21 protein-coding genes are annotated in these 23,449 nt (G+C 61.4%); 15 read left to right on the top strand and 6 right to left on the bottom strand.

Going from position 1 to position 23,449, the window contains the following annotated elements; genetic code table 11:
- Position 1: 1 nt before the first annotated feature.
- The 3 genes from AB8B02_RS23935 to ccoS all read left to right on the top strand — a co-directional run bounded on the left by AB8B02_RS23935 (position 2) and on the right by ccoS (position 3,289).
- Entirely contained in the window at positions 2–802 is an 801-nt protein-coding gene (locus AB8B02_RS23935; protein WP_439065345.1) for a DUF2189 domain-containing protein, read from the top strand.
- A gap of 70 nt (positions 803–872) precedes the next feature.
- The gene (locus tag AB8B02_RS23930; RefSeq protein WP_439065344.1) at positions 873–3,137 is read left to right on the top strand and encodes a cation-translocating P-type ATPase; all 2,265 of its coding nucleotides are present in this window, start codon (positions 873–875) and stop codon (positions 3,135–3,137) included.
- Entirely contained in the window at positions 3,134–3,289 is a 156-nt protein-coding gene (gene ccoS, locus AB8B02_RS23925) for a cbb3-type cytochrome oxidase assembly protein CcoS (protein WP_089263381.1), read from the top strand. Before AB8B02_RS23930 ends, ccoS begins: the two co-directional genes overlap by 4 nt.
- Before the next feature lie 101 nt (positions 3,290–3,390).
- On the opposite strand, the gene AB8B02_RS23920 is transcribed toward ccoS, so the two are convergent.
- A complete protein-coding gene (locus tag AB8B02_RS23920; protein WP_089263383.1) occupies positions 3,391–4,725 on the bottom strand; it encodes an MFS transporter in 1,335 nt (444 codons plus the stop codon).
- Positions 4,726–4,902: 177 nt separating this feature from the next.
- Here AB8B02_RS23920 and cyoA point away from each other — a divergent pair, with 177 nt between their 5' ends.
- From cyoA to AB8B02_RS23885, 7 genes are all read left to right on the top strand, one after another.
- Positions 4,903–6,069, top strand: coding sequence for a ubiquinol oxidase subunit II (gene cyoA, locus AB8B02_RS23915; RefSeq protein WP_439065933.1), 1,167 nt, complete (start codon positions 4,903–4,905; stop codon positions 6,067–6,069).
- 14 nt (positions 6,070–6,083) lie between these two features.
- A complete protein-coding gene (cyoB, locus tag AB8B02_RS23910; protein ID WP_439065343.1) occupies positions 6,084–8,108 on the top strand; it encodes a cytochrome o ubiquinol oxidase subunit I in 2,025 nt (674 codons plus the stop codon).
- A complete protein-coding gene (gene cyoC, locus AB8B02_RS23905; RefSeq protein WP_089263389.1) occupies positions 8,105–8,737 on the top strand; it encodes a cytochrome o ubiquinol oxidase subunit III in 633 nt (210 codons plus the stop codon). Before cyoB ends, cyoC begins: the two co-directional genes overlap by 4 nt.
- Entirely contained in the window at positions 8,734–9,123 is a 390-nt protein-coding gene (gene cyoD, locus AB8B02_RS23900; protein WP_093757703.1) for a cytochrome o ubiquinol oxidase subunit IV, read from the top strand. The genes cyoC and cyoD overlap by 4 nt, the downstream gene beginning before the upstream one ends.
- Positions 9,123–9,944, top strand: coding sequence for an SURF1 family protein (locus AB8B02_RS23895; RefSeq protein WP_439065342.1), 822 nt, complete (start codon positions 9,123–9,125; stop codon positions 9,942–9,944). Before cyoD ends, AB8B02_RS23895 begins: the two co-directional genes overlap by 1 nt.
- An 84-nt stretch (positions 9,945–10,028) precedes the next feature.
- A complete protein-coding gene (locus tag AB8B02_RS23890) occupies positions 10,029–11,402 on the top strand; it encodes an ATP-binding protein (RefSeq protein ID WP_439065341.1) in 1,374 nt (457 codons plus the stop codon).
- Positions 11,392–11,925: a response regulator transcription factor gene (locus tag AB8B02_RS23885; protein WP_089263395.1), complete on the top strand. Its 534-nt coding sequence runs from the start codon at positions 11,392–11,394 to the stop codon at positions 11,923–11,925. Before AB8B02_RS23890 ends, AB8B02_RS23885 begins: the two co-directional genes overlap by 11 nt.
- A gap of 21 nt (positions 11,926–11,946) precedes the next feature.
- Here the strand turns inward: AB8B02_RS23885 and AB8B02_RS23880 are convergent, their stop codons facing one another.
- From AB8B02_RS23880 to AB8B02_RS23865, 4 genes are read right to left on the bottom strand one after another with little or no spacing between them, the layout of a single operon-like run.
- A complete protein-coding gene (locus AB8B02_RS23880) occupies positions 11,947–13,386 on the bottom strand; it encodes an amidohydrolase family protein (protein WP_439065340.1) in 1,440 nt (479 codons plus the stop codon).
- A gap of 13 nt (positions 13,387–13,399) precedes the next feature.
- Positions 13,400–14,425 (bottom strand): ABC transporter substrate-binding protein, encoded by a 1,026-nt coding sequence (locus AB8B02_RS23875; RefSeq protein WP_439065339.1) that lies wholly within the window; start codon positions 14,423–14,425, stop codon positions 13,400–13,402.
- 27 nt (positions 14,426–14,452) lie between these two features.
- Positions 14,453–15,226 carry an ABC transporter permease gene (locus AB8B02_RS23870; protein ID WP_439065338.1) on the bottom strand — a complete coding sequence of 258 codons (774 nt, stop codon included), beginning with the start codon at positions 15,224–15,226 and terminating at the stop codon, positions 14,453–14,455.
- Between the two features lie 3 nt (positions 15,227–15,229).
- Positions 15,230–16,084: an ABC transporter ATP-binding protein gene (locus tag AB8B02_RS23865; RefSeq protein ID WP_309941851.1), complete on the bottom strand. Its 855-nt coding sequence runs from the start codon at positions 16,082–16,084 to the stop codon at positions 15,230–15,232.
- Between the two features lie 165 nt (positions 16,085–16,249).
- On the opposite strand from AB8B02_RS23865, the gene AB8B02_RS23860 reads away from it, so the two are divergent.
- Positions 16,250–16,951 (top strand): GntR family transcriptional regulator, encoded by a 702-nt coding sequence (locus AB8B02_RS23860; RefSeq protein ID WP_120287567.1) that lies wholly within the window; start codon positions 16,250–16,252, stop codon positions 16,949–16,951.
- 14 nt (positions 16,952–16,965) lie between these two features.
- Here the strand turns inward: AB8B02_RS23860 and AB8B02_RS23855 are convergent, their stop codons facing one another.
- Positions 16,966–18,360, bottom strand: coding sequence for a PLP-dependent aminotransferase family protein (locus AB8B02_RS23855; RefSeq protein ID WP_439060132.1), 1,395 nt, complete (start codon positions 18,358–18,360; stop codon positions 16,966–16,968).
- Positions 18,361–18,630: 270 nt separating this feature from the next.
- Between AB8B02_RS23855 and AB8B02_RS23850 the strand changes: the two genes are divergently transcribed.
- The 4 genes from AB8B02_RS23850 to AB8B02_RS23835 all read left to right on the top strand — a co-directional run bounded on the left by AB8B02_RS23850 (position 18,631) and on the right by AB8B02_RS23835 (position 23,408).
- Positions 18,631–19,959, top strand: coding sequence for a hydroxymethylglutaryl-CoA reductase, degradative (locus tag AB8B02_RS23850; protein ID WP_439065337.1), 1,329 nt, complete (start codon positions 18,631–18,633; stop codon positions 19,957–19,959).
- 147 nt (positions 19,960–20,106) lie between these two features.
- Positions 20,107–21,345 carry a CaiB/BaiF CoA transferase family protein gene (locus tag AB8B02_RS23845; protein WP_439065336.1) on the top strand — a complete coding sequence of 413 codons (1,239 nt, stop codon included), beginning with the start codon at positions 20,107–20,109 and terminating at the stop codon, positions 21,343–21,345.
- Positions 21,345–22,103 carry an enoyl-CoA hydratase/isomerase family protein gene (locus AB8B02_RS23840; protein ID WP_439065335.1) on the top strand — a complete coding sequence of 253 codons (759 nt, stop codon included), beginning with the start codon at positions 21,345–21,347 and terminating at the stop codon, positions 22,101–22,103. The genes AB8B02_RS23845 and AB8B02_RS23840 overlap by 1 nt, the downstream gene beginning before the upstream one ends.
- Before the next feature lie 75 nt (positions 22,104–22,178).
- A complete protein-coding gene (locus AB8B02_RS23835) occupies positions 22,179–23,408 on the top strand; it encodes an ABC transporter substrate-binding protein (protein ID WP_439065334.1) in 1,230 nt (409 codons plus the stop codon).
- The last annotated feature ends 41 nt before the right edge of the window (positions 23,409–23,449 follow it).

Raw genomic sequence — 23,449 nt, 5'->3', positions numbered from 1 at the left:
GATGACTCTTCCAGCCGTTGCCCCTCCGCTGCCGCCCTCGGTGTCGTGGAATCGCCATGTTGCGCCATCCGTCGCCTTTGACTGGCTCAAAGCCGGCTGGCGCGATCTGACAATTATCCCGTCGGTGAGCCTCAGCTATGGCGTGCTGGTTTTCGCGGTCTCGGTCGTCCTGGTCGGCGGGTTGTTCGCCTTCGGCTGGGACTACATCCTGTTTCCGGCCTTTGCCGGCTTCATGGTGGTCGGGCCGGTACTCGCCATCGGACTCTATGAGAAGAGTCGCCGGATCGCCGCCCATGAGCGTGTCTCGCTGTTGCAGATGATTCTCGTCCGGCCGAAGTCGGGCGGGCAGCTGCTGTTCGCGGGCCTTTTGTTGTGCTCGCTGATGCTGGTCTGGATCCGCGCCGCGGTGATCATCTACGCGCTGTTTTTCGGCATGAACCCGTTTCCCGGCCTCGATGGCGTCGCTTCCATGCTGTTCACCACACCCGTCGGCTGGGCGATGCTGATCGCCGGCACTGCGGTCGGCGGCATCTTTGCGGCATTCTCCTTTGCGATCAGCGTGTTCGCCATTCCCATGCTGCTCAACGAACGCGTCGATGCGCTCACCGCTATGGGCACCAGCATGGGGATGGTCTGGGCCAATCTACCGGTCATGCTGACCTGGGCGGGAATCGCGCTGGCTTTGTTCTTGATCAATGTCATGACCGGCCTGCTCGGTATGATCGTCGTGTTTCCCGTGCTCGGTCACGGGACATGGCACGCCTATGTGGCGATGAAGCCGGGTGTCGAGGTGACTGGCTAAAGCATGATCCGGAAAAGTGGGAACCGGCTTTCCGAAAGGATCATGCGCAAAGTGAGAAACGAGGTCTCCGATGAGTTGCTGTGGCTCAGGAGCAGAGTTGGCCATACTGGCGGCGCCGGATCCGCGCGAAGTCCTGCTGGTCAGCCGTACCATTGCCGGCGGTTTGAGGCAGACCGATCTCTCGGTGCCGGACGTTCATTGCGGCGCCTGTATTCGCACGGTCGAACAAGCGCTTGGTGCGCTCGATGGCGTGACATGGGCACGGGTTAATCTCTCCACGAAGCGCGTCACCATCAAATGGCGCGCCGATGCCGCACCGCCGCCTTTCATCGAAACGCTACGCAATGTTGGCTATGAAGCGCATCTGTTCGAGGTCGATGGCGATGCTACGGATACGACGCTGTCGGAACTGATCCGTGCGCTGGCGGTGTCGGGCTTTGCAGCCAGCAATATCATGCTGCTGTCGGTCTCGGTGTGGTCTGGTGCCGAGCCCGCGACGCGCGATCTGTTCCACGGTATCTCTGCGCTGATCGCGCTGCCGACGCTGATTTATTCCGGCCGGGTATTCTTTCGCTCGGCCTGGCAGGCACTGCGTCACGGTCGCACCAATATGGATGTGCCAATCTCGCTCGGCGTGTTGCTGGCCTTCGGCATGAGCCTGTACGAAACCGCGATCCATGGGCCGCATGCTTATTTCGATGCCTCCGTGACACTGCTGTTCTTTCTACTGATCGGCCGCACCCTCGATCACATGATGCGTGAGCGCGCGCGTGTCGCGGTGAAGGGGCTCGCACGCCTGGCGGCGCGGGGCGCGTTGGTTCTGCAGAGTGACGGTGCGCAGACCTATCTGCCGGTCGGCGAAATCACGCCGGGTATGACCATCATGCTCGCTGCCGGCGAGCGCGTGCCGGTCGATTCGCAGGTGACCAAGGGTCTGTCGGAACTCGACGTCTCGCTGGTCACCGGTGAGAGCGTGCCGCAGCCGGCTCTGCCGGGTTCAGTGCTGCGCGCGGGTACGCTGAATCTCACAGGGCCTCTGATCATCACGGCGACAGCCTCGGCCAACGAGTCGTTCCTCGCGGAAATGCTGCGGATGATGGAAGCCGCAGAGCAGGGCCGTTCGGTCTATCGCCGCATCGCCGATCGTGCGGCCGGGCTCTATGCGCCGGTGGTGCATCTTACCGCGGCCATCACGCTGGTTGGCTGGCTCATCGTGTCCGGCGACGTTCATCGCGCGATCACTATTGCCGTCGCGGTGCTGATCATCACCTGTCCCTGTGCGCTTGGCTTAGCTGTGCCGATGGTGCAGGTGGTTGCTGCGCGGTGGCTGTTTGAGAGCGGCATCATGATCAAGGATGGCGGGGCGCTTGAGCGTCTCGCCGAGATCGATACGGTGGTGTTCGACAAGACTGGCACACTGACGCTTGGCAATGCCCGCGTCGTCAATTCGGACAACGTCGATCCTGCGACCCTGGCGTTGGCCGGCGCGATCGCCGCGCATTCACGTCATCCCTATTCGCGTGCACTCGCTGCTGCCGTTTCAACAACGACGACTCCGATTGAGCTCGATGATGTCTCCGAACATCCGGGCTGCGGCATGGAAGCGCGTCTCGGCGGCAGCGTGCTGCGCCTCGGGCGGCCGGAATGGGCCCTCACCGATACCAGCGGTATGGATCTCGATGGCTCTTCCGTCGTGTTGTCGCGCGATGGACAATGCGTGGCGGATTTCCGCTTCGAGGATCGGTTGCGTGCGGGCGCGGCTGAAACGGTCGGCGACCTGAAGCGCGACGGACTGGCTGTCGAGGTTGTCTCGGGCGATCGCGAGACGCCGGTGCGGACACTCGCTGCAGGCATAGGCGTGCCATATTTCGCCGGCGTGCTGCCGGGCGGCAAGGCGGCGCATGTGGCAGAGCTGGCGTCCGCCGGCAAGAAGGTCCTGATGGTCGGCGACGGTCTCAATGACACGCCGGCGCTGATGGCCGCGCATGCGTCGATGGCTCCGGCATCGGCCGCCGATGTCGGGCGCAACGCCGCAGATCTCGTCTTCCTGCGCGAGGATCTGTCGGCCGTGTCTCAGGCAATCGCGGTCTCGCGCGAGGCAGGGCATCTCGTGCGGCAGAATCTCGCGCTGGCAGTCGGCTACAATCTCATTGCGGTGCCGATCGCGATCATGGGCTATGTCACGCCGCTGGTTGCAGCCATCGCGATGTCCGGCTCGTCCATCGTGGTTGTCGCCAATGCGCTGCGGCTGCGTGGCCGCGGCAAGTCCGACAAGTCTCAGGGCGCAAGCGCATCAACGCCGCGAATGTCAGTCAGAATGGAGCCGGCGGAATGACAGACTATTTCTATCTGATTCCGATCGCCATCGGGCTTGGCCTGTGCGGCCTCGCGGCGTTCCTGTGGTCGCTGAAATCAGGCCAGTATGACGATCTGCAGGGCGCCGCCGAACGCATCCTGCATCAGGATGATGTGCCACTGTCGCATTAGCGAAATAGATGCCGGTTCGCGTCAGGGAAACGAGTCAGAACAAAAAGAAAGGGCCCCGGTTCTGCTCAGAACCGGGGCCCTTTCTTTAGCGGCGGTGTTGCTTACGGCTGGATCGCCGAGGCGTCGCGGCTGGCGAACTGCCGGTTGATCGAGATCGCAAGCAGGGTCACAACTGCGCCCGACAGCAGATACACGCCGGACGAGGACAGGCCGAAGCGGCTCGACATCACCAGCGCCACGAATGGTGCGAAGCCGGCGCCGAACAGCCAGGCAAGGTCGGTGGTAAGCGCCGAACCAGTGTAGCGGAAGCGCTTCGAGAAGCTCGATGCGACCGAGCCCGAAGATTGACCGAGCGACAGGCCGAGCAGGATGAAGCCGGTCACCATGAAGGCGAGTTCGCCGACAATGCCGCCGTCCAGCATCTGCGGTGCGAAGCCGCTGAACACGGCGATGGCAATCGCCGAACCGGTCAGCAGTGTGCGGCGGCCGACCTTGTCGGCGACATAGCCTGACACGATCATGGCGATGATGCCGAACACGGCGCCGATACATTCGACGATCAGGAAGCGGCCGGGTGCTTCGCGGGTGAACAGGAACACCCATGAGAGCGGGAATACTGTGACCATGTGGAACAGTGCGAAGCTCGCCAGCGGTGCGAAGGCGCCGATCACCACGGTGCGGCCCTGCTGGGCGATCGTCTCGGTGATCGAGGACGGCTCGAGTTCGCGGGCTTCGAAGAGTTCGGTGTAGCCCGGCGTCACCACCATGCGCAGGCGGGCGAACAGGGCGACGACATTGATGGCGAAAGCAACGAAGAACGGATAGCGCCAGCCCCAGTCGAGGAAGTCGTCAGCGGACAGGGTGTCGACGAAGAAGGCGAACAGCGCGCTCGCTACCAGAAGGCCGATCGGGGCGCCGAGCTGCGGGATCATGGCGTACCAGCCCTTCTTGCCTTCCGGCGCATTCAGCGCCAGCAGCGAAGCAAGACCGTCCCAGGTGCCGCCCCAGGAAATGCCCTGGCCGATACGTGCAGCAGCCAGCAGCCAGGCCGATGCGACGCCGATGGATTCGTGACCGGGCAGGAAGGCGATGGCGACGGTGGCAACGCCGAGCAGGAACAGCGCGATGGTCAGCTTGGCGCCTTTGCCCTGGCTGCGATCGATAGCTGTGAAGATCATCGTGCCGATCGGGCGGGCGATGAATGCCAGCGAAAAGATCGCAAAGGAATATAGAGTGCCGGTCAGCGGATCGAGATAGGGGAAGACGAGCTTCGGAAATACCAGCACCGAAGCGATCGCATAGACGAAGAAGTCAAAGAACTCGGAGGTCCGGCCGATGATGACGCCAATGGCGATCTCGCCCGGGTTAACCGCTCCGTGGCCATCCGCGTGCAGAAGGCGTGCGTCCCGTTCAATCGTCGATGACGTCTGCGCCATATTTTCTATCCGTCGGTGGTGTGTTGAAGGTCATGCAATCGACGCCAAAGGGCGACGCGAGGTTGACGATTTGTCGCGAACCGTGTCTTCGGACCATTGGACAAATTGTCCAATGTTGCCCTGCAGCAAATACGCCTAACCGTGCGCGCGAACGGACATTATCGAATGGGTAACACCTTGAGCCGCCTACGGATACTCCTTTTGCTGCCCTTGGTTGCCTTGCTGGGCGGATGCAATTTCGTCGTGATGAATCCTGCGGGTGACATCGCAGTGCAGCAACGCGATCTCGTGGTCATTTCCACGGTGTTGATGCTGCTGATCATCGTGCCGGTGATGGCCCTGATCGTGTTCTTCGCCTGGAAGTACCGGCAGTCGAATGCTGACGCGAAATACGAGCCGGACTGGGATCACTCGACCCATCTCGAGCTCGTCATCTGGTCGATGCCCCTCCTCATCATCATCTGTCTCGGCGCCGTGACCTGGTCCAGCACGCATCTGTTAGACCCGTATCGCCGGCTGGACCGGATTGCGCCCGGCAATGCTGCGAGCCTCAATGAGCCGCTGCAGGTGGAAGTCGTCGCGCTCGACTGGAAGTGGCTGTTCTTCTACCCGGAATATGGCATCGCTACGGTCAATGAACTGGCTGCGCCTGTGGATCGTCCAGTGCGCTTCAAGATCACTGCCTCGTCGGTGATGAACTCCTTCTATATCCCCGCGCTCGCCGGCCAGATCTATGCGATGCCCGGCATGGAAACCAAGCTGCACGCGGTCATCAATAAGGCCGGCGTTTATGACGGCTTCTCGGCGAACTATAGCGGCGCCGGCTTCTCCGGCATGCGCTTCAAGTTCCATGGCGTCGACCAGGCCGGCTTCGATGCCTGGATCGCCAAGGTTAAGGCGAGCAGCGAGACGCTGAGCCGCGAGGCCTATCTGGATCTCGAAAAGCCCAGCGAGAATGTGCCGGTTCGTCTCTATAAGGAAGTCGCGCCTGACCTCTACAAGGCGATCCTCAACATGTGCGCCCAGCCCGGCAAGATGTGCATGAGTGAGATGATGGCGATGGACGCGAAGGGTGGCCTCGGCCTCGCCAGCGCCCGCAACATCCTGCCGCTGAAATACAATATTTCGATGCTTGACGGCTCCAGCTCGACCAAGAACTACGTCGCCAGCGTCTGCACCCTCGCCGAGGCCGCACGCGAAGCAGCCGATCACCGCTCGACGACGACTCCACTTGACCCGACGCCGGTCACCGGTGCTGGTCTCGCGCGCCCGGGTGCCGCCCCCGCGCCATTCAATTTCACGCCTGCGCCGCCGCCTGCCGAGCGGCGCGCTTCCAACACCTGATCGGGTCGATCTAAATGTCTGATACAGCCGTAGTGGCAAATACCGGGCTTGCGAAGTTCATCTTCGGCCGCCTGACGCTCGAGTCGTTCCCCTATCATGAACCGATCCTGGTCGCGACTTTCGCGATGGTCGCGCTCGGCGGCATCGTGCTGCTCGCTGCGCTGACCTATTTCAAGCTCTGGGGTTATCTCTGGAAGGAGTGGTTCACCAGCGTGGACCACAAGAAGATCGGCATCATGTATATGGTGCTGGGCATCGTCATGCTGCTGCGCGGTTTCGCCGACGCGATCATGATGCGCGCCCAGCAGGCCATGGCCTTCAACGGCTCCGACGGCTTTCTGCCCGCCCATCACTACGATCAGGTGTTCACGGCGCATGGCGTGATCATGATCTTCTTCGTGGCGATGCCGCTGGTCACCGGTCTGATGAACTACATCGTGCCGCTGCAGATCGGAGCACGCGACGTGTCGTTCCCGTTCCTGAACAATTTCAGCTTCTGGATGACCACCGGTGGCGCCATCCTCGTCATGATGTCGCTGTTCGTCGGTGAATTCGCCAAGACCGGCTGGCTGGCTTATCCGCCGCTGTCGAATCTCGGCTACAGTCCGGATGTCGGCGTCGACTATTATATCTGGGCGCTGCAGGTTGCCGGTGTCGGCACGACGCTATCGGGCATCAACCTGATCGCGACCATTGTGAAGATGCGTGCGCCCGGCATGACCATGATGAAGATGCCGATCTTCACCTGGACTTCGCTCTGCACCAACGTCCTGATCGTGGCGTCCTTCCCGATCCTGACCGCCGTTCTCGCGCTGCTGTCGCTGGATCGCTATGTCGGCACCAACTTCTTCACGAACGATCTCGGCGGCAACCCGATGATGTATGTGAACCTGATCTGGATCTGGGGCCATCCGGAGGTTTACATCCTGATCCTGCCGCTGTTCGGCGTGTTCTCGGAAGTGACCTCGACCTTCTCGGGCAAGAAGCTGTTTGGCTACACCTCGATGGTCTACGCCACGCTGGTCATCACGATCTTGTCCTATCTGGTCTGGCTGCATCACTTCTTCACCATGGGCTCGGGCGCCAGCGTGAATTCCTTCTTTGGAATCACGACCATGATCATCTCGATCCCCACGGGCGCGAAGATATTCAACTGGCTGTTTACGATGTATCGCGGCCGCATCCGGTTCGAATTGCCGATGATGTGGACCATCGCCTTCATGCTGACCTTCGTGATCGGCGGCATGACCGGCGTGCTGCTTGCGGTGCCGCCGGCCGACTTCGTGCTGCATAATAGCCTGTTCCTGATCGCTCACTTCCACAACGTCATCATCGGCGGCGTGGTGTTCGGCATCTTTGCGGCCATCAACTTCTGGTTCCCGAAGGCCTTCGGTTTCAAGCTCGATCAGTTCTGGGGCAAGGTCTCGTTCTGGGGCTGGGTCCTCGGCTTCTACTTCGCCTTCATGCCGCTCTATGTGCTTGGTCTGATGGGCGTCACCCGCCGCTTGCGCACCTTCGACGATCCGTCGCTGCAGATCTGGTTCGTCATCGCCGCCTTCGGTGCAGTTCTGATCGCGATCGGCATCGGTGCTTTCCTCGTCCAGATCGCCGTCAGCATCTGGAATCGCGAGAAGCTGCGCGATACCACGGGCGATCCCTGGAACGGGCGCACGCTGGAATGGGCAACGTCGTCGCCGCCGCCGGATTACAACTTCGCTTTCACCCCGGTCATTCACGACAATGACTCGTGGTGGGACATGAAGCGTCGCGGTTATACGCGTCCGCTGGAGGGCTTCAGGCCGATCCATATGCCGAAGAACACCGGCACCGGCGTGATCCTCTCGATCTTGGCCACGGCGATGGGCTTCGCCCTGATCTGGTACATGTGGTGGCTCGCGGCCCTGAGCTTCATTGCCATCGTCGGCGTCGCGATCTTCCACACCTTCAACTACAACCGTGACTTCCACATCCCGGTGGAGGACGTCATCCGTACCGAAGGCGAGCGTACGAAACTTCTCGCAGTACAGGCCGCGTCATGAACGTACCGACCCAAACGATAAACGGCACTGAAGTCCCGGTCTTCTACGTCGTCGACGAACACGATCATCCGGCCGGTTCCAGCACCATGCTGGGCTTCTGGCTCTACCTGATGAGCGATTGCCTCATCTTCGCGATGCTGTTCGCCACCTTCGGCGTACTCGGCGGCAGCTATGCTGCGGGCCCCGGGCCGAAGGATTTGTTCGACCTCAAGCTCGTCGCGCTTAACACCGCGATGCTGCTGTTCTCGTCGATCACCTACGGCTTCGCGATGCTGGAAATGATGAAGGGCAGAGTGAAGTCGACCCAAATGTGGCTCGGCATCACCGGTCTGTTCGGCCTCGCGTTCCTCTGCATCGAACTCTATGAGTTCCATCACATGATCCACGAAGGTGCTGGCCCCTGGCGGAGCGCCTTCCTGTCGTCCTTCTTCACGCTGGTAGGCACCCACGGCCTGCACGTCACCTTCGGTATCATCTGGCTGGTGACGCTGATGGTGCAGGTCGCCCGTTTCGGCCTGATCGAGGCGAACCAGCGGCGGCTGATGTGCCTGAGCATGTTCTGGCATTTCCTCGACGTCGTCTGGATCGGCGTCTTCACCTTTGTTTATCTGCTGGGAGTGCTGCGATGAGCGCCGATGCACATGCCGCGCACGGACATGGTCACGATGACCACGGCCACGATGACGGCCGCGACCATGGTTCGTTCAAGTCGTATATGACTGGCTTCGTCCTCTCGGTCATCCTTACCGCCATTCCATTCTGGCTGGTGATGACGGGCGCGATCGAGAACAAGAACTGGACCATCGCGATCGTCGTTGCGTTCGCTGTGGTGCAGATCGTGGTTCACATGGTCTACTTCCTGCACATGAACACGACGTCGGATGCCGGCTGGACCATGATGGCGCTGATCTTCACGATCATCATCGTCGTGATTGCGCTGAGCGGTTCGCTCTGGGTGATGTACCACCTCAACGTCAACATGATGCCGGTTCATGACATGAGGAATATGCCCTGATGGCCACGGCGCGCGCCAACGACGGGATCGTCGTAGGCCGCCCGGCCAGACAGGAGTCGTCTGAATCGAAAATGGAATCCGGGCGGTCGCCCCGTAGCGCGACAACCCTCACGGTGCTGGGCCTGCTGGCACTGCTCGGTATCGCGGGATTGACCGCGCTGGGCATCTGGCAGGTCGAACGCCGCGCCTGGAAACTGGATCTGATCGCACGTGTCGATCAGCGCAGCCACGCCGCGCCCGAAGCTGCACCCGGGCCTGCGGCGTGGCCTGCGATCAATCGCAATGACGATGAATATCGTCGCGTCAGCGTCACCGGGCGGTTTGTGCCGGGCGCCGATACTCTGGTGCAGGCTGTCTCGGATCTCGGCGCCGGTTTCTGGGTGCTGACGCCGCTGCGCGCCGAGGCCGGATACACTGTGCTGGTGAATCGGGGCTTCGTCAGCCCCGACGAGCGCAAAGCCGGCGCATTCGCGGCGCCCGCGACGTCGGTGTTAGTGACGGGCCTGTTGCGCGTCACCGAACCGAAGGGCGGGTTCCTGCGCTCAAATGATCCCGCTGCCCAGCGCTGGTATTCCCGCGACGTCGAAGCGATTGCCGCCAGCCAGACGCTCGGCGCCGTCGCCCCCTATTTCATCGATTCCAATGCCGCGCTGGACGCACCGGGTCAGCCCCATGGTGGCCTGACCGTGATCGTCTTCCCGAACAACCATGTGGTCTATGCCATCACCTGGTTCGGCCTCGGTTTGATGCTGGCCGGCGGTGCCCTGTTCGTCGTTCGCGACGAGTGGCGGATTCGGAAAAAATCACTACCTCGCGTATGACGTCTTGGATGATGCGCCGGTCCGATTGAGGCTGGCCGATCAAGCTGACGGGGCGAGATGCCGGGTTTGGGAGCAGAGAGCAAGGTGGGCGCACCAGACGTCACTGGCGTCAGTGCGGTTGCCGCGTCACCAGTCGACGCGACGGGTGTCACCACACCCGTTGCGGTCACGGCTCTGCCGCTCGACGAGACCACCAATATCAAGAACATCAATCTGCTGATCCAGTTGCGCTGGATCGCAGTGGTCGGGCAGGTCCTGACCATCGGCTTCGTGCATCTGGTGATGGGCATTTCGCTACCGCTGATGGCCATGGTCATGGTCCTGTGCGGCTCAGTATTCCTGAACGTCATCAGCCAGGAGTGGCTGCGCCAGCAGACCGACGCGCGTGACCGCGAACTGCTCCTGCTTTTGCTGCTCGACGTCGCGGCGCTGACCGCCCAGCTTTATCTGAGTGGCGGTGCCACAAATCCATTCATATCGCTCTATCTCCTGCAGGTTACGCTCGGGGCGATGTTGCTGAACGGTCGCTCGACCTGGGTCGTTGTTGTTGTTGCCTGTCTGTGCTTCGCCGGGCTGATTGTATTTCATCGCCCCCTCGATCTGCCGGACGCGCTGCGCAACGATCTGTTCCAGTTGCACATCATCGGTATGTTGATCTGCTTCGTACTCGACGCGGCGCTGATCGTCGTTTTCATGACGCGCATTGCAGAAAACTTGCGCGAGCGCGACGAGGGTCTGGCAGCGCTGCGTCAGCAGGCCGCGGAGGAAGATCATATCGTGCGCATGGGCCTGCTCGCCTCTGGTGCCGCGCATGAACTCGGTACGCCGCTGGCATCGCTGTCGGTGATCCTCAGTGACTGGCGCCGGATGCCGGAACTTGCAGGCAACCCGGAGCTGATGGAAGAGATCAGCGAGATGCAGGCCGATGTGCAGCGCTGCAAGTCGATCGTCACCGGCATTCTCATGTCGGCCGGCGATATGCGCGGCGAGGCGCCGGTTGTGACGACCGTCAACGGCTTCTTCGGCGAACTGGTCGAGGACTGGCGCGGCGCCCGCTCGATCAACACGCTGGTCTATGAGAATCGGTTCGGCGAGGACATGCCGATCGTGTCGGACTCGGCGTTGAAACAGATGATCTTCAACGTGCTCGATAACGCCAACGAGGTATCGCCGCTCTGGGTGCGCCTCGCTATCGAGCGCGATGGCGATTCGCTGGTGCTGAAGGTCAGCGACATGGGGCCGGGTTTCGCCAAGGAGATGCTGGCGAATTTCGGCAAGCCCTATAATTCAAGCAAGGGCCAGTCCGGGCGCGGGCTCGGTCTGTTTCTGGTGGTCAATGCCGTCCGCAAGCTGGGCGGCGCAGTGGTGGCGGAGAATCGTCCTGTGGGCGGTGCCCTCGTGATGTTGTCGCTACCACTATCCGCCCTCGCGATTGGAGCGCGCAAACATGTCGGATGAACGTCTGCTGATCATTGTCGAGGATGACGAGGGTTTCGCGCGCACGCTGAAGCGATCGTTCGAGCGTCGCGGTTACACCGTGCTGCATTCCGAGGGCTTCGAGACCTTGACCGAGGTGCTCGGCGACAAGGTGCCGGGCTATGCGGTGGTCGATCTCAAGCTCGGCGGAGCCTCGGGCCTGGCTTGTGTCGAGGCGTTGCATGCGCTGAGCCCTGAGATGCTGATCGTAGTGCTCACCGGCTATGCCAGCATTGCCACGGCGGTGGAGGCGATCAAGCTCGGCGCGTGTCATTACCTCGCCAAGCCTTCGAACACCGACGATATCGAGGAAGCGTTCCAGAAGGCGACCGGCGACGTGCAAGTGGCGCTCACGGAACGTCCGACCTCGATCAAGACGCTGGAATGGGAACGCATCCACCAGACGCTGGTGGAGAGCGATTTCAACATTTCGGAGACGGCGCGCCGCCTCGGCATGCATCGCCGCACGCTGGCACGAAAGCTGGAAAAACGTCAGGTGAACTGAAGCCGCTGAAGGTCTGGTGAGCTAGCAACACCCCTGTTGCCGGAACCAGCGTGACACAGCGCTCTCGAACGGTGCCCAGGCGCGTTCGAAAGCCTTGAACTGGGGCACGCTCTTGCGATAGAACCCGCGCAACTCGGTCTCCATGGCCTCCAGGTCGACGCCGGTCGGCTTGCCATCGCGGCTGATGGTACGCCCGTCGACCACGACATCGCGAATGCAGCTGCTGTTGCCGCGGGCAAACAGCATGTCGATCGGATCGACCGGCATGATGGCATCGCGGTCGAGTTGGCCGATATCGAGAACAATGAAATCAGCGGCTTCTCCGGCGGCGAGCATGCCCGAGCCCGGTGCGCCGATCGACTTCCGGCCGTTGCGGACGGCGAGCGTGAGAAACTCCGCACGGCTCCATGTGCGGTCGAAGCCGAGGCCGTCATGCGCCATCTGCACGAGGCGCATTTCGCGGATCGCGTCTTCGTCTTCGTCGAGCGCGACGCCATCGATACCCACGGCAATGGGGCAGCCGCGGCGATGCGCATCGGCAATCGGAGCGAGGCCTGAATGCAGATGAAGATTGGAGCTGAAATTCGTCACGATGGTCGCGCCGGACTCGGCGATCATATCGAGTTCGTCCGGCCGGGCATGGATGCAATGGGCCAGTGTCAGGCGGTTGGATAGCAGGCCGATATCTTTCAGGTAGCGCACAATGCCGCTCGGAAAAGTGCGGTCGGCCCATTGCCGCTGATAGATGGTCTCGAGCAGATGCATGTGCACGCGCCGGCCGGTCGTCGCGGAGCGCTCAGCAATGGCTTCGAGCAGTACAGGCGAGCACCACTGGACGCCGGCCGGACCGTATTGCACATCGATCATCGGACCGACGATGGCGGCATGAATGGCTTCGACGCGGTCGAGATATTCCGATGGTGTCGGGCTCGGACGAACGAACATGTCCTGAATCGTGCTGCGGTCGTCTTCGGGCAATGCGGCAAGCACGTCGGCGCTATCGCCATAGACGATTGGATTCTGGTCGCGTACGGCCAGCGCGAAGGCCAGCCGGATACCGACATCGCTTGCGGCCTTTGCGATTGCGATCGACTCATCGAGAATCGGCATTTTGCCGCTCGGCCGGGTATAATGGACCATCGCGCCGCCGCAGCCTGCACGCGCTGAACGGGCGAGCGAGACGGCGGCGACGAGATAGGGATCGGGCGGAGTGCCGAAGGCCGAGCGGACGATCCACGATTCTAGCGGCATGTTCGATGCGCCGAAGGATGTCATGGACGGCCGGGCATGGTCGTGGGCGTTGACCAGTGCGGGGATGATCAGGTGATTTGTCTGCGGCGAAATATGCGCGCCGGCCGAGACGCTCGTGATCAGACCATCCGCATGGTGGATGCTGGCGTGAGGCACGAGGCCTCGATCTGTGCCGGTGAAAATATTCGTCGCAGACAGGATCCGGTTCATCCGCGTGCAAGCCTTAGTTCGCCGTATAGACCAGTTCGCGATCCCCGCGTGCCGGCAGGAATTCGCGCGAGAATACTTCCTTCGGGGTCGGCGTGCGCTTCAGGTCGTAACCTTCGACGACCATGCCGATGGCGCGGGTCATGCGGTCATCCTTGATATCGCCGACGCCGATCTCTTTCATCTCGGGCGAGACCATCAGCTTGTCGAAGGAATATTGCAGGCGGCGCTTCTCGACGGGGACATCGACCAGGTTGTCGAAGGCGACGACCGACGCCATGCCGGCGTTCTGATCCTTGGCGACGGCGATGTTGGCCTTGTTGATCGCGCGGACCAGACCAGCAACGGCCTTCGGGTTCGATGCCAGCAGCTTCTGTGACACCATCACGCCGTTGGAATACAGGTCGAGGCCGAATTCACCGAATGAGAACCACTTATAATCCTTCTCGGGATCCTGGCGGTTCAGGACGAGATTGAAATAGCTGGTAATGTTGAACACCAGCGCGGCGTCGATGTCGCCCTTGATCAGCATCGGCTCCTGCAGATTGGGAGCCATGTTCGTCACGTTGATCTTGTCGGCCGCGAGGCCGTTCTTCTGGATGAAGACGGGCAACAGACGGGTCGTCGGCGTGCCCTGCGCGCCGCCCAGCGTGTGTCCTTCGAAATCCTTGATCGTCTTGATGCCGCTAGTGTTCTTGGTGACGATCGAGAAGGGAGGTTGGTTCCACATCATATAGACCATCACGGGCGCGTCCGCAGGGCGCGTCGACGAGTTCTGGATGATGGCATTGACGTCGCCGAAGCCGGCATCCCAGGCGCCGGACATGATACGGGTCACGGTCGCGCCCGAGCCTTCGCCTTGATCGATGACAACGTTCAGGCCCTCTTCCTTGAAGTAGCCCTTGTCCTTGGCATAGAAGAACGCCGCGTCACTGCCCTGGGTTTTCCAGCCCAGCGTGAACTTGATGGTCGTCTCCTGAGCGAAGGCGGAGCCTGTGAGCAGGACGCTGCCGACTGCGAGGGCGGTCAATCTCTTCAACATGACGTTCTCCTGGTTGATATGGGTGGATTAGGTCGCAACGAGATCGTTCTTGCGCGTGGCCCAGCCGGTCACACGCGCCTCGATCAGAGAGAAAATGACGTAGAGCGCCACGCCAAGGATCGCGAGAATGAACAGGCAGGCGAACACCAGCGGGACGTTGAAGTTCGACGATGCGCTCATCATCACATTGCCGATGCCGCGATTCGACGCGACGGTCTCGGCCAGAACGGCACCGACAAAGGCGTAGCTGACCGCGACTTTCAGCGAGGCAAAGAAGAACGGCATGGTGCGCGGCAGGCCAACATTCCAGAGAATGTCCATCTTGCTGGCGCCGAGTGCCTTCAGTACGTCTTCCAGCTCCGGTTCGGTGGTGGCGAGACCGGTCGCGATATTGACGACGATGGGGAAGAAGCAGATCGATAGCGCGGTAAGAATCGCAGGCACCGAGCCCGAGCCGAACCACAATACGAAGATCGGCACGACGGCGACCTTTGGAATCGACGAAAAGCCAACCAGCAGAGGATAAGCGGTGTCATAGGCGACTTTCGAGACGCCGATGACCGCGCCCAGCACCACGCCGAGGCCGACGCCAAGGACGAAGCCGGCCATGGTCGTGCCGAGGGTCTGTAGAATATGCGGCCACAGGATCGGGAAGCGCGCGATCAGCGTCGCAATGATTTCCGTCGGACGCGGAAGAACCAGATCCGACACGCCCGACATGGCGCAAAATAACTGCCATGCGGCGAAGAAGATGACGATCAATCCGAACGACCAGAGTTTTTGACGCAGGCCTACACTCATGACCTATGCCTCCTGCGCTTCGGGAGCGTTGCTCCGGGCGTTGACGATGAGTTCACGCAGGCGCTGATTGAGTGCGACGAAATCAGGCTCGAAAGTCATGGGGATGGTGCGCGGGCGCGGGAAGTCCACCGGGCTGTCGTCGAGGATGCGGCCCGGTCGTGCGCTCATCACGCAGATGCGGCTGGCCAGGAAGCCGGCTTCGCGGAGGTCATGCGTAACCAGCAGCACCGTCGGCTTGTGTTGCAGCCAGAGGCTCTGCAGAATCGACCAGAGTTCTTCCTTGGTGAACTGGTCGAGCGCGCCGAACGGCTCGTCGAGCAGCAACATGCGCGGCTCATGAATCAGCGCGCGGCAGAGATTTGCCCGCTGCAGCATGCCGCCGGACAGCTGCCAGGGATATTTGTTGCCGAAATCCTTGAGGCCGACCTGGGCCAGCAATGCATGCGCCTTGTCGCGAAATTCGCCTTTGCGCTTCTGTCGATACTCCGACCGGAACGGCTCCACGATCTTGAGCGGCAACATGATGTTCCGCTCGATGGTCAACCAGGGCAGCATGGTCGGGTTCTGGAACGCCATGCCGATTCGCAGCGCCTTGGCAGCGACCTCACGCCCGCCGACGATGACGACGCCGGTGGTGGGGCGGAGCAGATTGCTGACGAGCTTGAGGATCGTCGACTTGCCGCAGCCGGAGGGGCCGACAAGGGCGAGGAATTCGCCGTCGGGGATGATAAGGTTGGTCTCGGCAAGCGCCGGCGTGGCGGTCGGGCCGCGGCCGAACGTTACTGAGGTAGCGGACAGCTCAACGGCGACCGGTCTGCGCTGGCCCTCGGTGGGTCCATTTTCTTGCATACTTGTCATGGCGATAAGTGCATGCAATTGGGGTGCCACTTGAGTCGGGAGCGAAACGTTGTCATTTTACGTTCGCTCGCCATTCCCTGAGGAATTATTGGGCAGTCACTCTCCTCGATTGCATGCACTTCGGGCACGGCCCGGAATGCCCAAATCGCGACAGGTTCGATCTGAATGCCAGAAGCGCCGAATTCAAAAGACAAGGTTGGGGTGATCTGCCGCGCGCTGCGGCGGGCGATCATCGAGCAGGCTCTGGAACCCGGCGCCAAGCTTCCCGAGGACTCCTTGGGTGAGCGCTTCGGCGTTAGCCGCACCATTGCGCGCTATGCACTCGGGCAACTGGCGTCCGAGGGGCTTGTGGAGCTGCGACGTAACCGCATCGCTGTAGTCGTGACGCCGAGCTGGCAGGACGCGCGCGACATCTTCGACATTCGGATGGATCTCGAACGGCTGATCGTCCGCAAGATCGCCGGCAAGCTCAGCAGCAGTCAGATCGCGCGCCTCAAGGCGCATGTCGAGGCGGAGCGCGAGGCGCATGACGGGCCGAACGCCGTGTCCATTCGCTTGGCGACTGAATTTCACATCATGCTGGCGTCGATGACCAACAGTCCGGTGCTGGTCCGCTATGTCAGCGAGATCGCCTATCGCTGCTGTCTGACACTGTCGCTGTTCAGTCGCCCGCATTCGTCGGAATGCGGCATCAGCGAGCATATCGCGATCATCGAGGCGCTTCAGGAGGGCGATGCCAACAAGGCGATGTCGCTGATGCATTCGCATCTGGATTCGGTCGCCAACCGCGCGCTGGTGGAGCCGACCCCGGCGCGGGGCCGGGATCTGCTGGATGTGCTGGCGCCCTATACCGAGGAAGCGACCTGAAGGCGTCGCGGCGTCTATTGCAGCCGGCGCAGCAGAAATTCGTAGAATTTTGGATTGTCCGCCCGCGACACATTGATTCTGATCGCCCGCGCCAGCCGACTGTTCTTGTCGAGGCAGAACAGGCTTCCCGGCGCGATGAAGATGCTGTCCTTCGCGCCTTCGCGCGCCAGCGCCATGTCGTCGATTCCGTCCGGCAGCAGCAGATACAGGTAATAGCCCGTGCGTGCGTCGGCATAGAGCGGATGTCCGCCGCGCACGAGATTGGCGCGCACCTGGCCCATGGCGGCTTCACTCCGCTGTCCCAGCCGCTTCAGGTGCCGTTCATAGTGGCCGTCCGCGAGCAGCCGGTGCAGCAGTCGCTCCACATGGCCTGAACTGTTAACGGTGGTAAGCATCTTCAATTCGGCCAGCGTCGCGATGCGGTCGCTGCGGGCCGCGATGAAGCCCGATCGCAGGCTCGCCGACAGCGTCTTCGAAAAGGTTCCGATCGAGATCACATTGTTCAACTGATCGAGCGTCGCCAGCCGGCTGTTCACCGCCATCGGCAGATCGGCAAACGGGTCGTCCTCGACGATCACGAGGTTCGATCGCATCGCCGTCTGAAGCACCGCATGCGCCACGGGCAGCGTGATCGATCCTCCAGTCGGATTGTGGCCAAGCGACTGCGTGAAAAACAGCTTCGGCCGCTCCGACTGGATCTTTGCGGCGAGGTCGTCGACATCCGGCCCATCCGCCAGGCGGCGAACGCCCACGATGCGAACCTGCGCCAGCGTGAGCTTGGCGAACAGAGGATAATAGCCGGGCTCGTCCACCAGCACCGTATCGCCAGGCGACAGCATCGCGCGGATGATCAGGTCGAGCGCGTGATTGGCTCCGAATGTGAGTAGAAGCCCGTCTTCCTTCGCCGCGATTTGTTGGGCTTGCAGCCGCAATGCAATCTGTTGTCGGAGCGGCAGGAATCCGAGCGCGGAGCCATAGGCATCAGCGGCGGCCGGCAGGATCCGTCCGGTCCCGCTCAGATGGCGCTTAATCTCCGATTGCTCCGTCCACGACGCCGGCGGCCGTCCGTCGCCGACGCGGATCTCGAAATTCTGCGAGAGCTGGGCACTTAGCAGCGATGCGATGTCGACGGCTTCGCTCACGTGTTTCGGTCGCCCGCCATCATCGCCGCGATAGATGACCACGAAACCGGAGCCTGCCTTTGCTGCGACGAGATTGCCAAGCACCAGCCGGTCATAGGCTTCGACAACGGTGTTCTTCGACACGCCAAATTCCCCGGCGGCCTTTCTGATCGAGGGCAGGCGGTTGCCTTCCGGCAATGCGCCGGAGAGGATTTGCACACGCAACCGGCCGGCCAAAGTCTCGGCCAGCGTTGTGCTGCGGTCGGACGGCTCACGAGAAGCAGTCAAGCAATGCCTCCAGGTGCAGTGCTGGACGGTCCATCAGAACCGTACCTTTCTCGAGCGACAAGATTGAATTCAATCGTCCAGTCTCATGTCTTCGCGCAGATGGACCTGGTCTGCGCTCCATTTGCACGGAAGAATACTGCATCCGCGAATAGAGAGGTCATATCGCAATGGGTACAGTCTAGGACAATATTTCAAAACTGTCTCTTTCGGACCTCATCCGCGGATGCCTAACGTGCCGCCAACAGAAGACCCTGTGTGGGAGGCGCCGCAATGGCCGGTTCGAAGTCGGGCGAACAGCCCGGAAAGATCAATTCGCGTTTGGAAAATCTGCGTAATCTCGCGCCTGCCGAAAGGCTGGGCCGTGTGATCGACGCGACCTCGCTCGGTGATACCGAGCGCGCGGCCTTCGGCCCCGGCGCGCTGCCGCTCGAACTCGCCAATGGCATGATCGAGAATGTCATCGGCACTTTCGAACTGCCGGTGGGTATCGCCACCAATTTCACCGTGAACGGCCGTGATTACCTGATTCCGATGGCGGTCGAGGAGCCGTCGGTGGTGGCCGCGGCGTCCTATATGGCGCGCATCGTTCGCAAATGCGGCGGTTTCCAGACCTCAAGCTCCGCGCCGATCATGCGTGCGCAGGTGCAGGTGCTGGGTGTCGCCGACGTGCACGGCGCCCGTGCGCGCGTGCTACGCGAGCGCGATGCCATCCTTGAGGCGGCCAATACCAAAGACAAGGTGCTGATCTCGCTCGGCGGCGGCTGCCGCGACGTCGAGGTGCATGTGTTCGAAAACACATCGGTAGGGCCGATGATGGCCGTGCATCTCATCGTCGACGTGCGCGATGCCATGGGCGCCAACACCGTCAACACGATGGCGGAGACGGTCGCGCCGCTGATCGAGAAGATCACAGGCGGAACCGTGCGTCTGCGCATTCTGTCGAACTATGCCGATCTGCGCATCGCCCGCGCAATGGTGTCAGTGACGCCGGAGGCGTTGAAGACCGAGGAATATGATGGCGAGCGGATCGCCCGCGGCATCGTCGAGGCCTGCGCGTTTGCAATCGTCGATCCCTACCGCGCTGCGACCCACAACAAGGGCATTATGAACGGTATCGATCCCGTCGTGGTCGCGACCGGCAATGACTGGCGCGCCATCGAGGCCGGCGCCCATGTCTGGGCCTCGCGCTCCGGCCGCTACACCTCGCTCACCAATTGGGAAATCGATGGCAAGGGCAATCTCGTCGGCACCATTGAGATGCCGATGGCGCTCGGCCTCGTCGGCGGTGCCACCAAGACCCATCCCGCCGCGCGAGCGGCCCTGAAGATACTTGGCGTGCAGAGTGCGCAGGAGCTGGCGGAAGTCGCCGTTGCCGTCGGTCTGGCGCAGAACATGGGCGCGCTTCGTGCGCTGGCCACCGAAGGCATCCAGAAAGGGCACATGGCACTGCATGCGCGCAACATTGCCATCGTCGCCGGTGCCACCGGCGACGAGATCGAAAAGGTCGCCGCCGCGCTCGCCGCCAATCACGACGTGCGTGTTGATCGCGCCAAGGAAGTTCTCGAGAAGCTGCGTTCGGAAAAAGTGGAGGCGTTCTAACGCCACTTTGTGCAACGCAACTTCGTGCAGGCGTCACGCCTGCACGGCCGGCGGGTATGAAAATGTATCTTCGATACTCATGCTCTTGTACGAAAACCATGCGTGCCGATGTTGTCGGCGGATATTCGTATGGACTGGGAGGATGATGTGAACACAGCAGAAAAGATAGGTGGGCTCAAGGAGCGCAACGGTCCTCTCAAGGGCGTGACGGTGCTTGACATCACGCGTGTTGTCGCAGGTCCATTCTGCTCGATGTTGTTCGCAGACCTGGGTGCCACCGTGATCAAGGTGGAGCATCCCGGAGAGCCGGATTATGCGCGGACCTTTCCACCCTTCGTCGGCAACGACGATGAGCAACTCAGCGCGTTCTTCACACAGTTCAACCGCAACAAGAGGGGTATCACGCTCAATCTCAAATCCGATGATGGCAAAGCCCTGCTGAAGAAGCTGGTGCAGAAGGCCGACATTCTCGTCGAGAACTTCCGCCCCGGCACGATGGACAAGCTTGGCCTCAGCTACGAGGTGCTGCGCGAGATCAATCCCAGGCTCGTCTACACCGCGATTAGCGGCTTCGGCCGCACCGGACCCAATTCATCCAAGCCGGCCTATGACAATACGGGGCAGGCGGCCGGCGGACTGTGGTCGATGAATGGCTATGCCGACATGCCGCCCGTTCGCGTCGGCACCATCATCGGCGACCTCGCCGCTTCCCTCTATGCGGCTATCGGAACGCTTGCAGCATTGCGAGAGGCGGAGAAGACCGGCGTCGGCCAGGTGGTCGATGTCTCCCAGCAGGATTCCGTGCTGACGCTGACCGAGAACGCGGTGGTCCGTTACACCGCGCAGAAAGAGGTCGCCTCGCCACTGGGTAACGATCATCCGTTCGTTCGGCCCTATGGCCAGTTTCCTTGCAAGGACGGCTACGTTTTCTTCGGCGGCTACACCGACAAGTTCTGGGCGATTACCTGCATGCTGTTCGGCGAGCCGGAACAGGCCAAAGATCCTGCCATCGATACGATGGAGAAGCGGTTCGACCACGCGGTGGCAGAGACCAAGGTCAAGCCGCTGCTGGAACGCTGGTTCGCGAACTACACCAAGGCCGAACTCGAGGAGATGGCGGGTGACAAGATCCCGCTCAGCGCCATCAAGACCATCGCCGAGGTGGTCGAAGATCCGCATATCGCCGCACGCAACATGATCGTCGACGTTCCGATCGCAGGAAAGCTGATCGGCATGTTCGGTCTGCCGATCAAGCTATCCGGTGCGGGGCAGATGTCGTTCGAAAAAGCGCCGCTGCCTGGCGAGGACAATGCAGAGGTTCTCTCCCGGTTGGCGGATGTCACGGCGACCGAACTGGCGCGTCTCAAGGCGTCGGGAGCGATCTGATGGCGATTGATTTCACCAAGGACAGTCACGTCGCAACGGTCCGGATCAACCGGCCGGACAAGATGAATGCGCTGACGCTCGCCATGTATGATGACCTCGGCCGGACATTCCACGCCATCAAGGATGACGATGAGATCCGGGCCGTGGTGCTGACCGGTGCGGGCGATCGCGCCTTCTGCGTCGGTGCTGACCTTCGGGAGTCTATTCCTGCACTCGCGGCGGACACAATCGACATCTCTGCCTGGGATCCGGCCCACATCAAGTTTCCCGGATTCTATAAGCCGGTCATCAGCGCCATTCGCGGCATGTGCATGGGCGGCGGGTTCGAGATCATGCTGGCGACGGATATCCGGATTGCGGCACGCGACGCTGTCTTTCAACTGCCCGAACCGAAGCACGGCTTCGTGCCGGCGGGAGGCACGCTCGTGCGCCTGGTCCGGCAGATCGGCTACGCGCATGCCATGGAGATCATGCTGACGGCTGAGCGCTTTTCCGCGGATGACATGCTTGCCAAAGGCGTCGTCAACCGGGTTGTCGATTCCGATCAAGTCGAACCGCTGGCCTATGAGATGGCAGCCAAGATCGCGGCACTGAGTCCGATCGCCATCCAGACCATCAAGGAAGCGGCGCTGACGCTTCAGGACCTGCCGCTCGCAGAAGCATTTCGCGTGGAGGCCGCGCTCGGTCAGCGCACGTTCACGAGTGCGGATGCCAAGCGTGGCCTGGCTGCGTTTGCGAACAGAGGAAACGAGAAGTGACGATGCGATAGGTCTTTGGAGAGATCGCGCGTCGCAGGCGTATTGAAAAATCAAAAACGTAAAAGGGTGGATGATATGAGACGATCTGAACTGGGTGCGTGCTTTACGACGGCGATTGTCAGCGTTTTTCTTTGCACCGCCTCTGCTTTGGCGCAGAACGCACAGGTCTCGGATGGCGTCGTCCGTGTCGGCGCGATCGAGGATATGTCGGGCGTCTATGCCGACATTACCGGCAAGGGTGCCGTGACTGCGGCGCAGATGGCGGTGGAGGATTTCGGCGGCAAGGTCCTCGGCATGCCGGTCGAAGTCGTATTCGCAGATCACCAGAACAAGCCGGACATTGCCGCCAACGCTGCACGGAAATGGTTCGATACCGACAAGGTCGATGCCATTCTCGACGTTGCGTCATCATCGCCTGCCTTGGCCGTGCTCGAGATCGCCAAGGAGAAGAAGAAGATCATCACGCTGAGCTCGCCGGGATCGACCCGGATCACGAACGAGGTGTGTGGACCCTATGTGGTTCATTGGGCCTATGACACATTCGCGATCGCGAACAGCACAGGTAAGGCGCTAGTCAGCCAGGGTTTCGATACCTGGTATTTCGTGACGGCGGACTATGCGTTCGGTCAAGGCCTCGAGAAGGACACCGGCGATGTCGTCAAGGCTTCGGGCGGCAAGGTCGCCGGTGCGACGAAACACCCGGTCGGGACCGCGGACTTCGCCTCCGTCCTGCTGCAGGCGCAGTCGTCCAAGGCCAAGGTTGTGGCTCTCGCCAATGCCGGCGGCGACACCATCAATTCGATCAAGCAGGCGGCAGAGTTCGGCTTGACGGCAGGCGGCCAGAAGCTCTCGGCGCTGGCGGGATTTATCAACGACGTTCACGGTCTCGGATTGAAAGAGGCTCAGGGGCTGACGATCACCGAGGCGTCGTATTGGGACATGAACGACGAGACGCGGAAGTGGTCGAAGCGCTTCTACGAGAAAGTGAACGCCATGCCGAACATGCTGCAGACCGGCACCTATTCATCGGTGCTGCATTATCTGAAAGCCGTTCAGGCCGCCGGCACCGATAGCACCGAAGAGGTGATGAAGAAGATGCGCGAACTGCCCATCAATGACGTGTTCTACAAGAATGGCAAGATCCGCGAAGACGGTCGTATGGTCCACGACATGTATCTGTTCGAGGTGAAGAAGCCGACCGAGTCCAAGGCGCCGTGGGATTACTACAAGCTGCTCGCCACGATCCCGGCAGATCAGGCCTTCCAGCCGTTGGCGCAGTCGCGCTGCCCGCTGGTGAAGAAGTAGGATAAACGCAAAAGGCCCGCCAGAATGGCGGGCTTTTCAGT

It is taken from the genome of Tardiphaga sp. 862_B3_N4_1, assembly GCF_051811085.1.
GTDB classification, from domain to species: domain Bacteria; phylum Pseudomonadota; class Alphaproteobacteria; order Rhizobiales; family Xanthobacteraceae; genus Tardiphaga; species Tardiphaga robiniae.
Note: the sequence above shows the minus strand (reverse complement) of the source record. Positions and strands in the feature narration are given on the sequence as shown.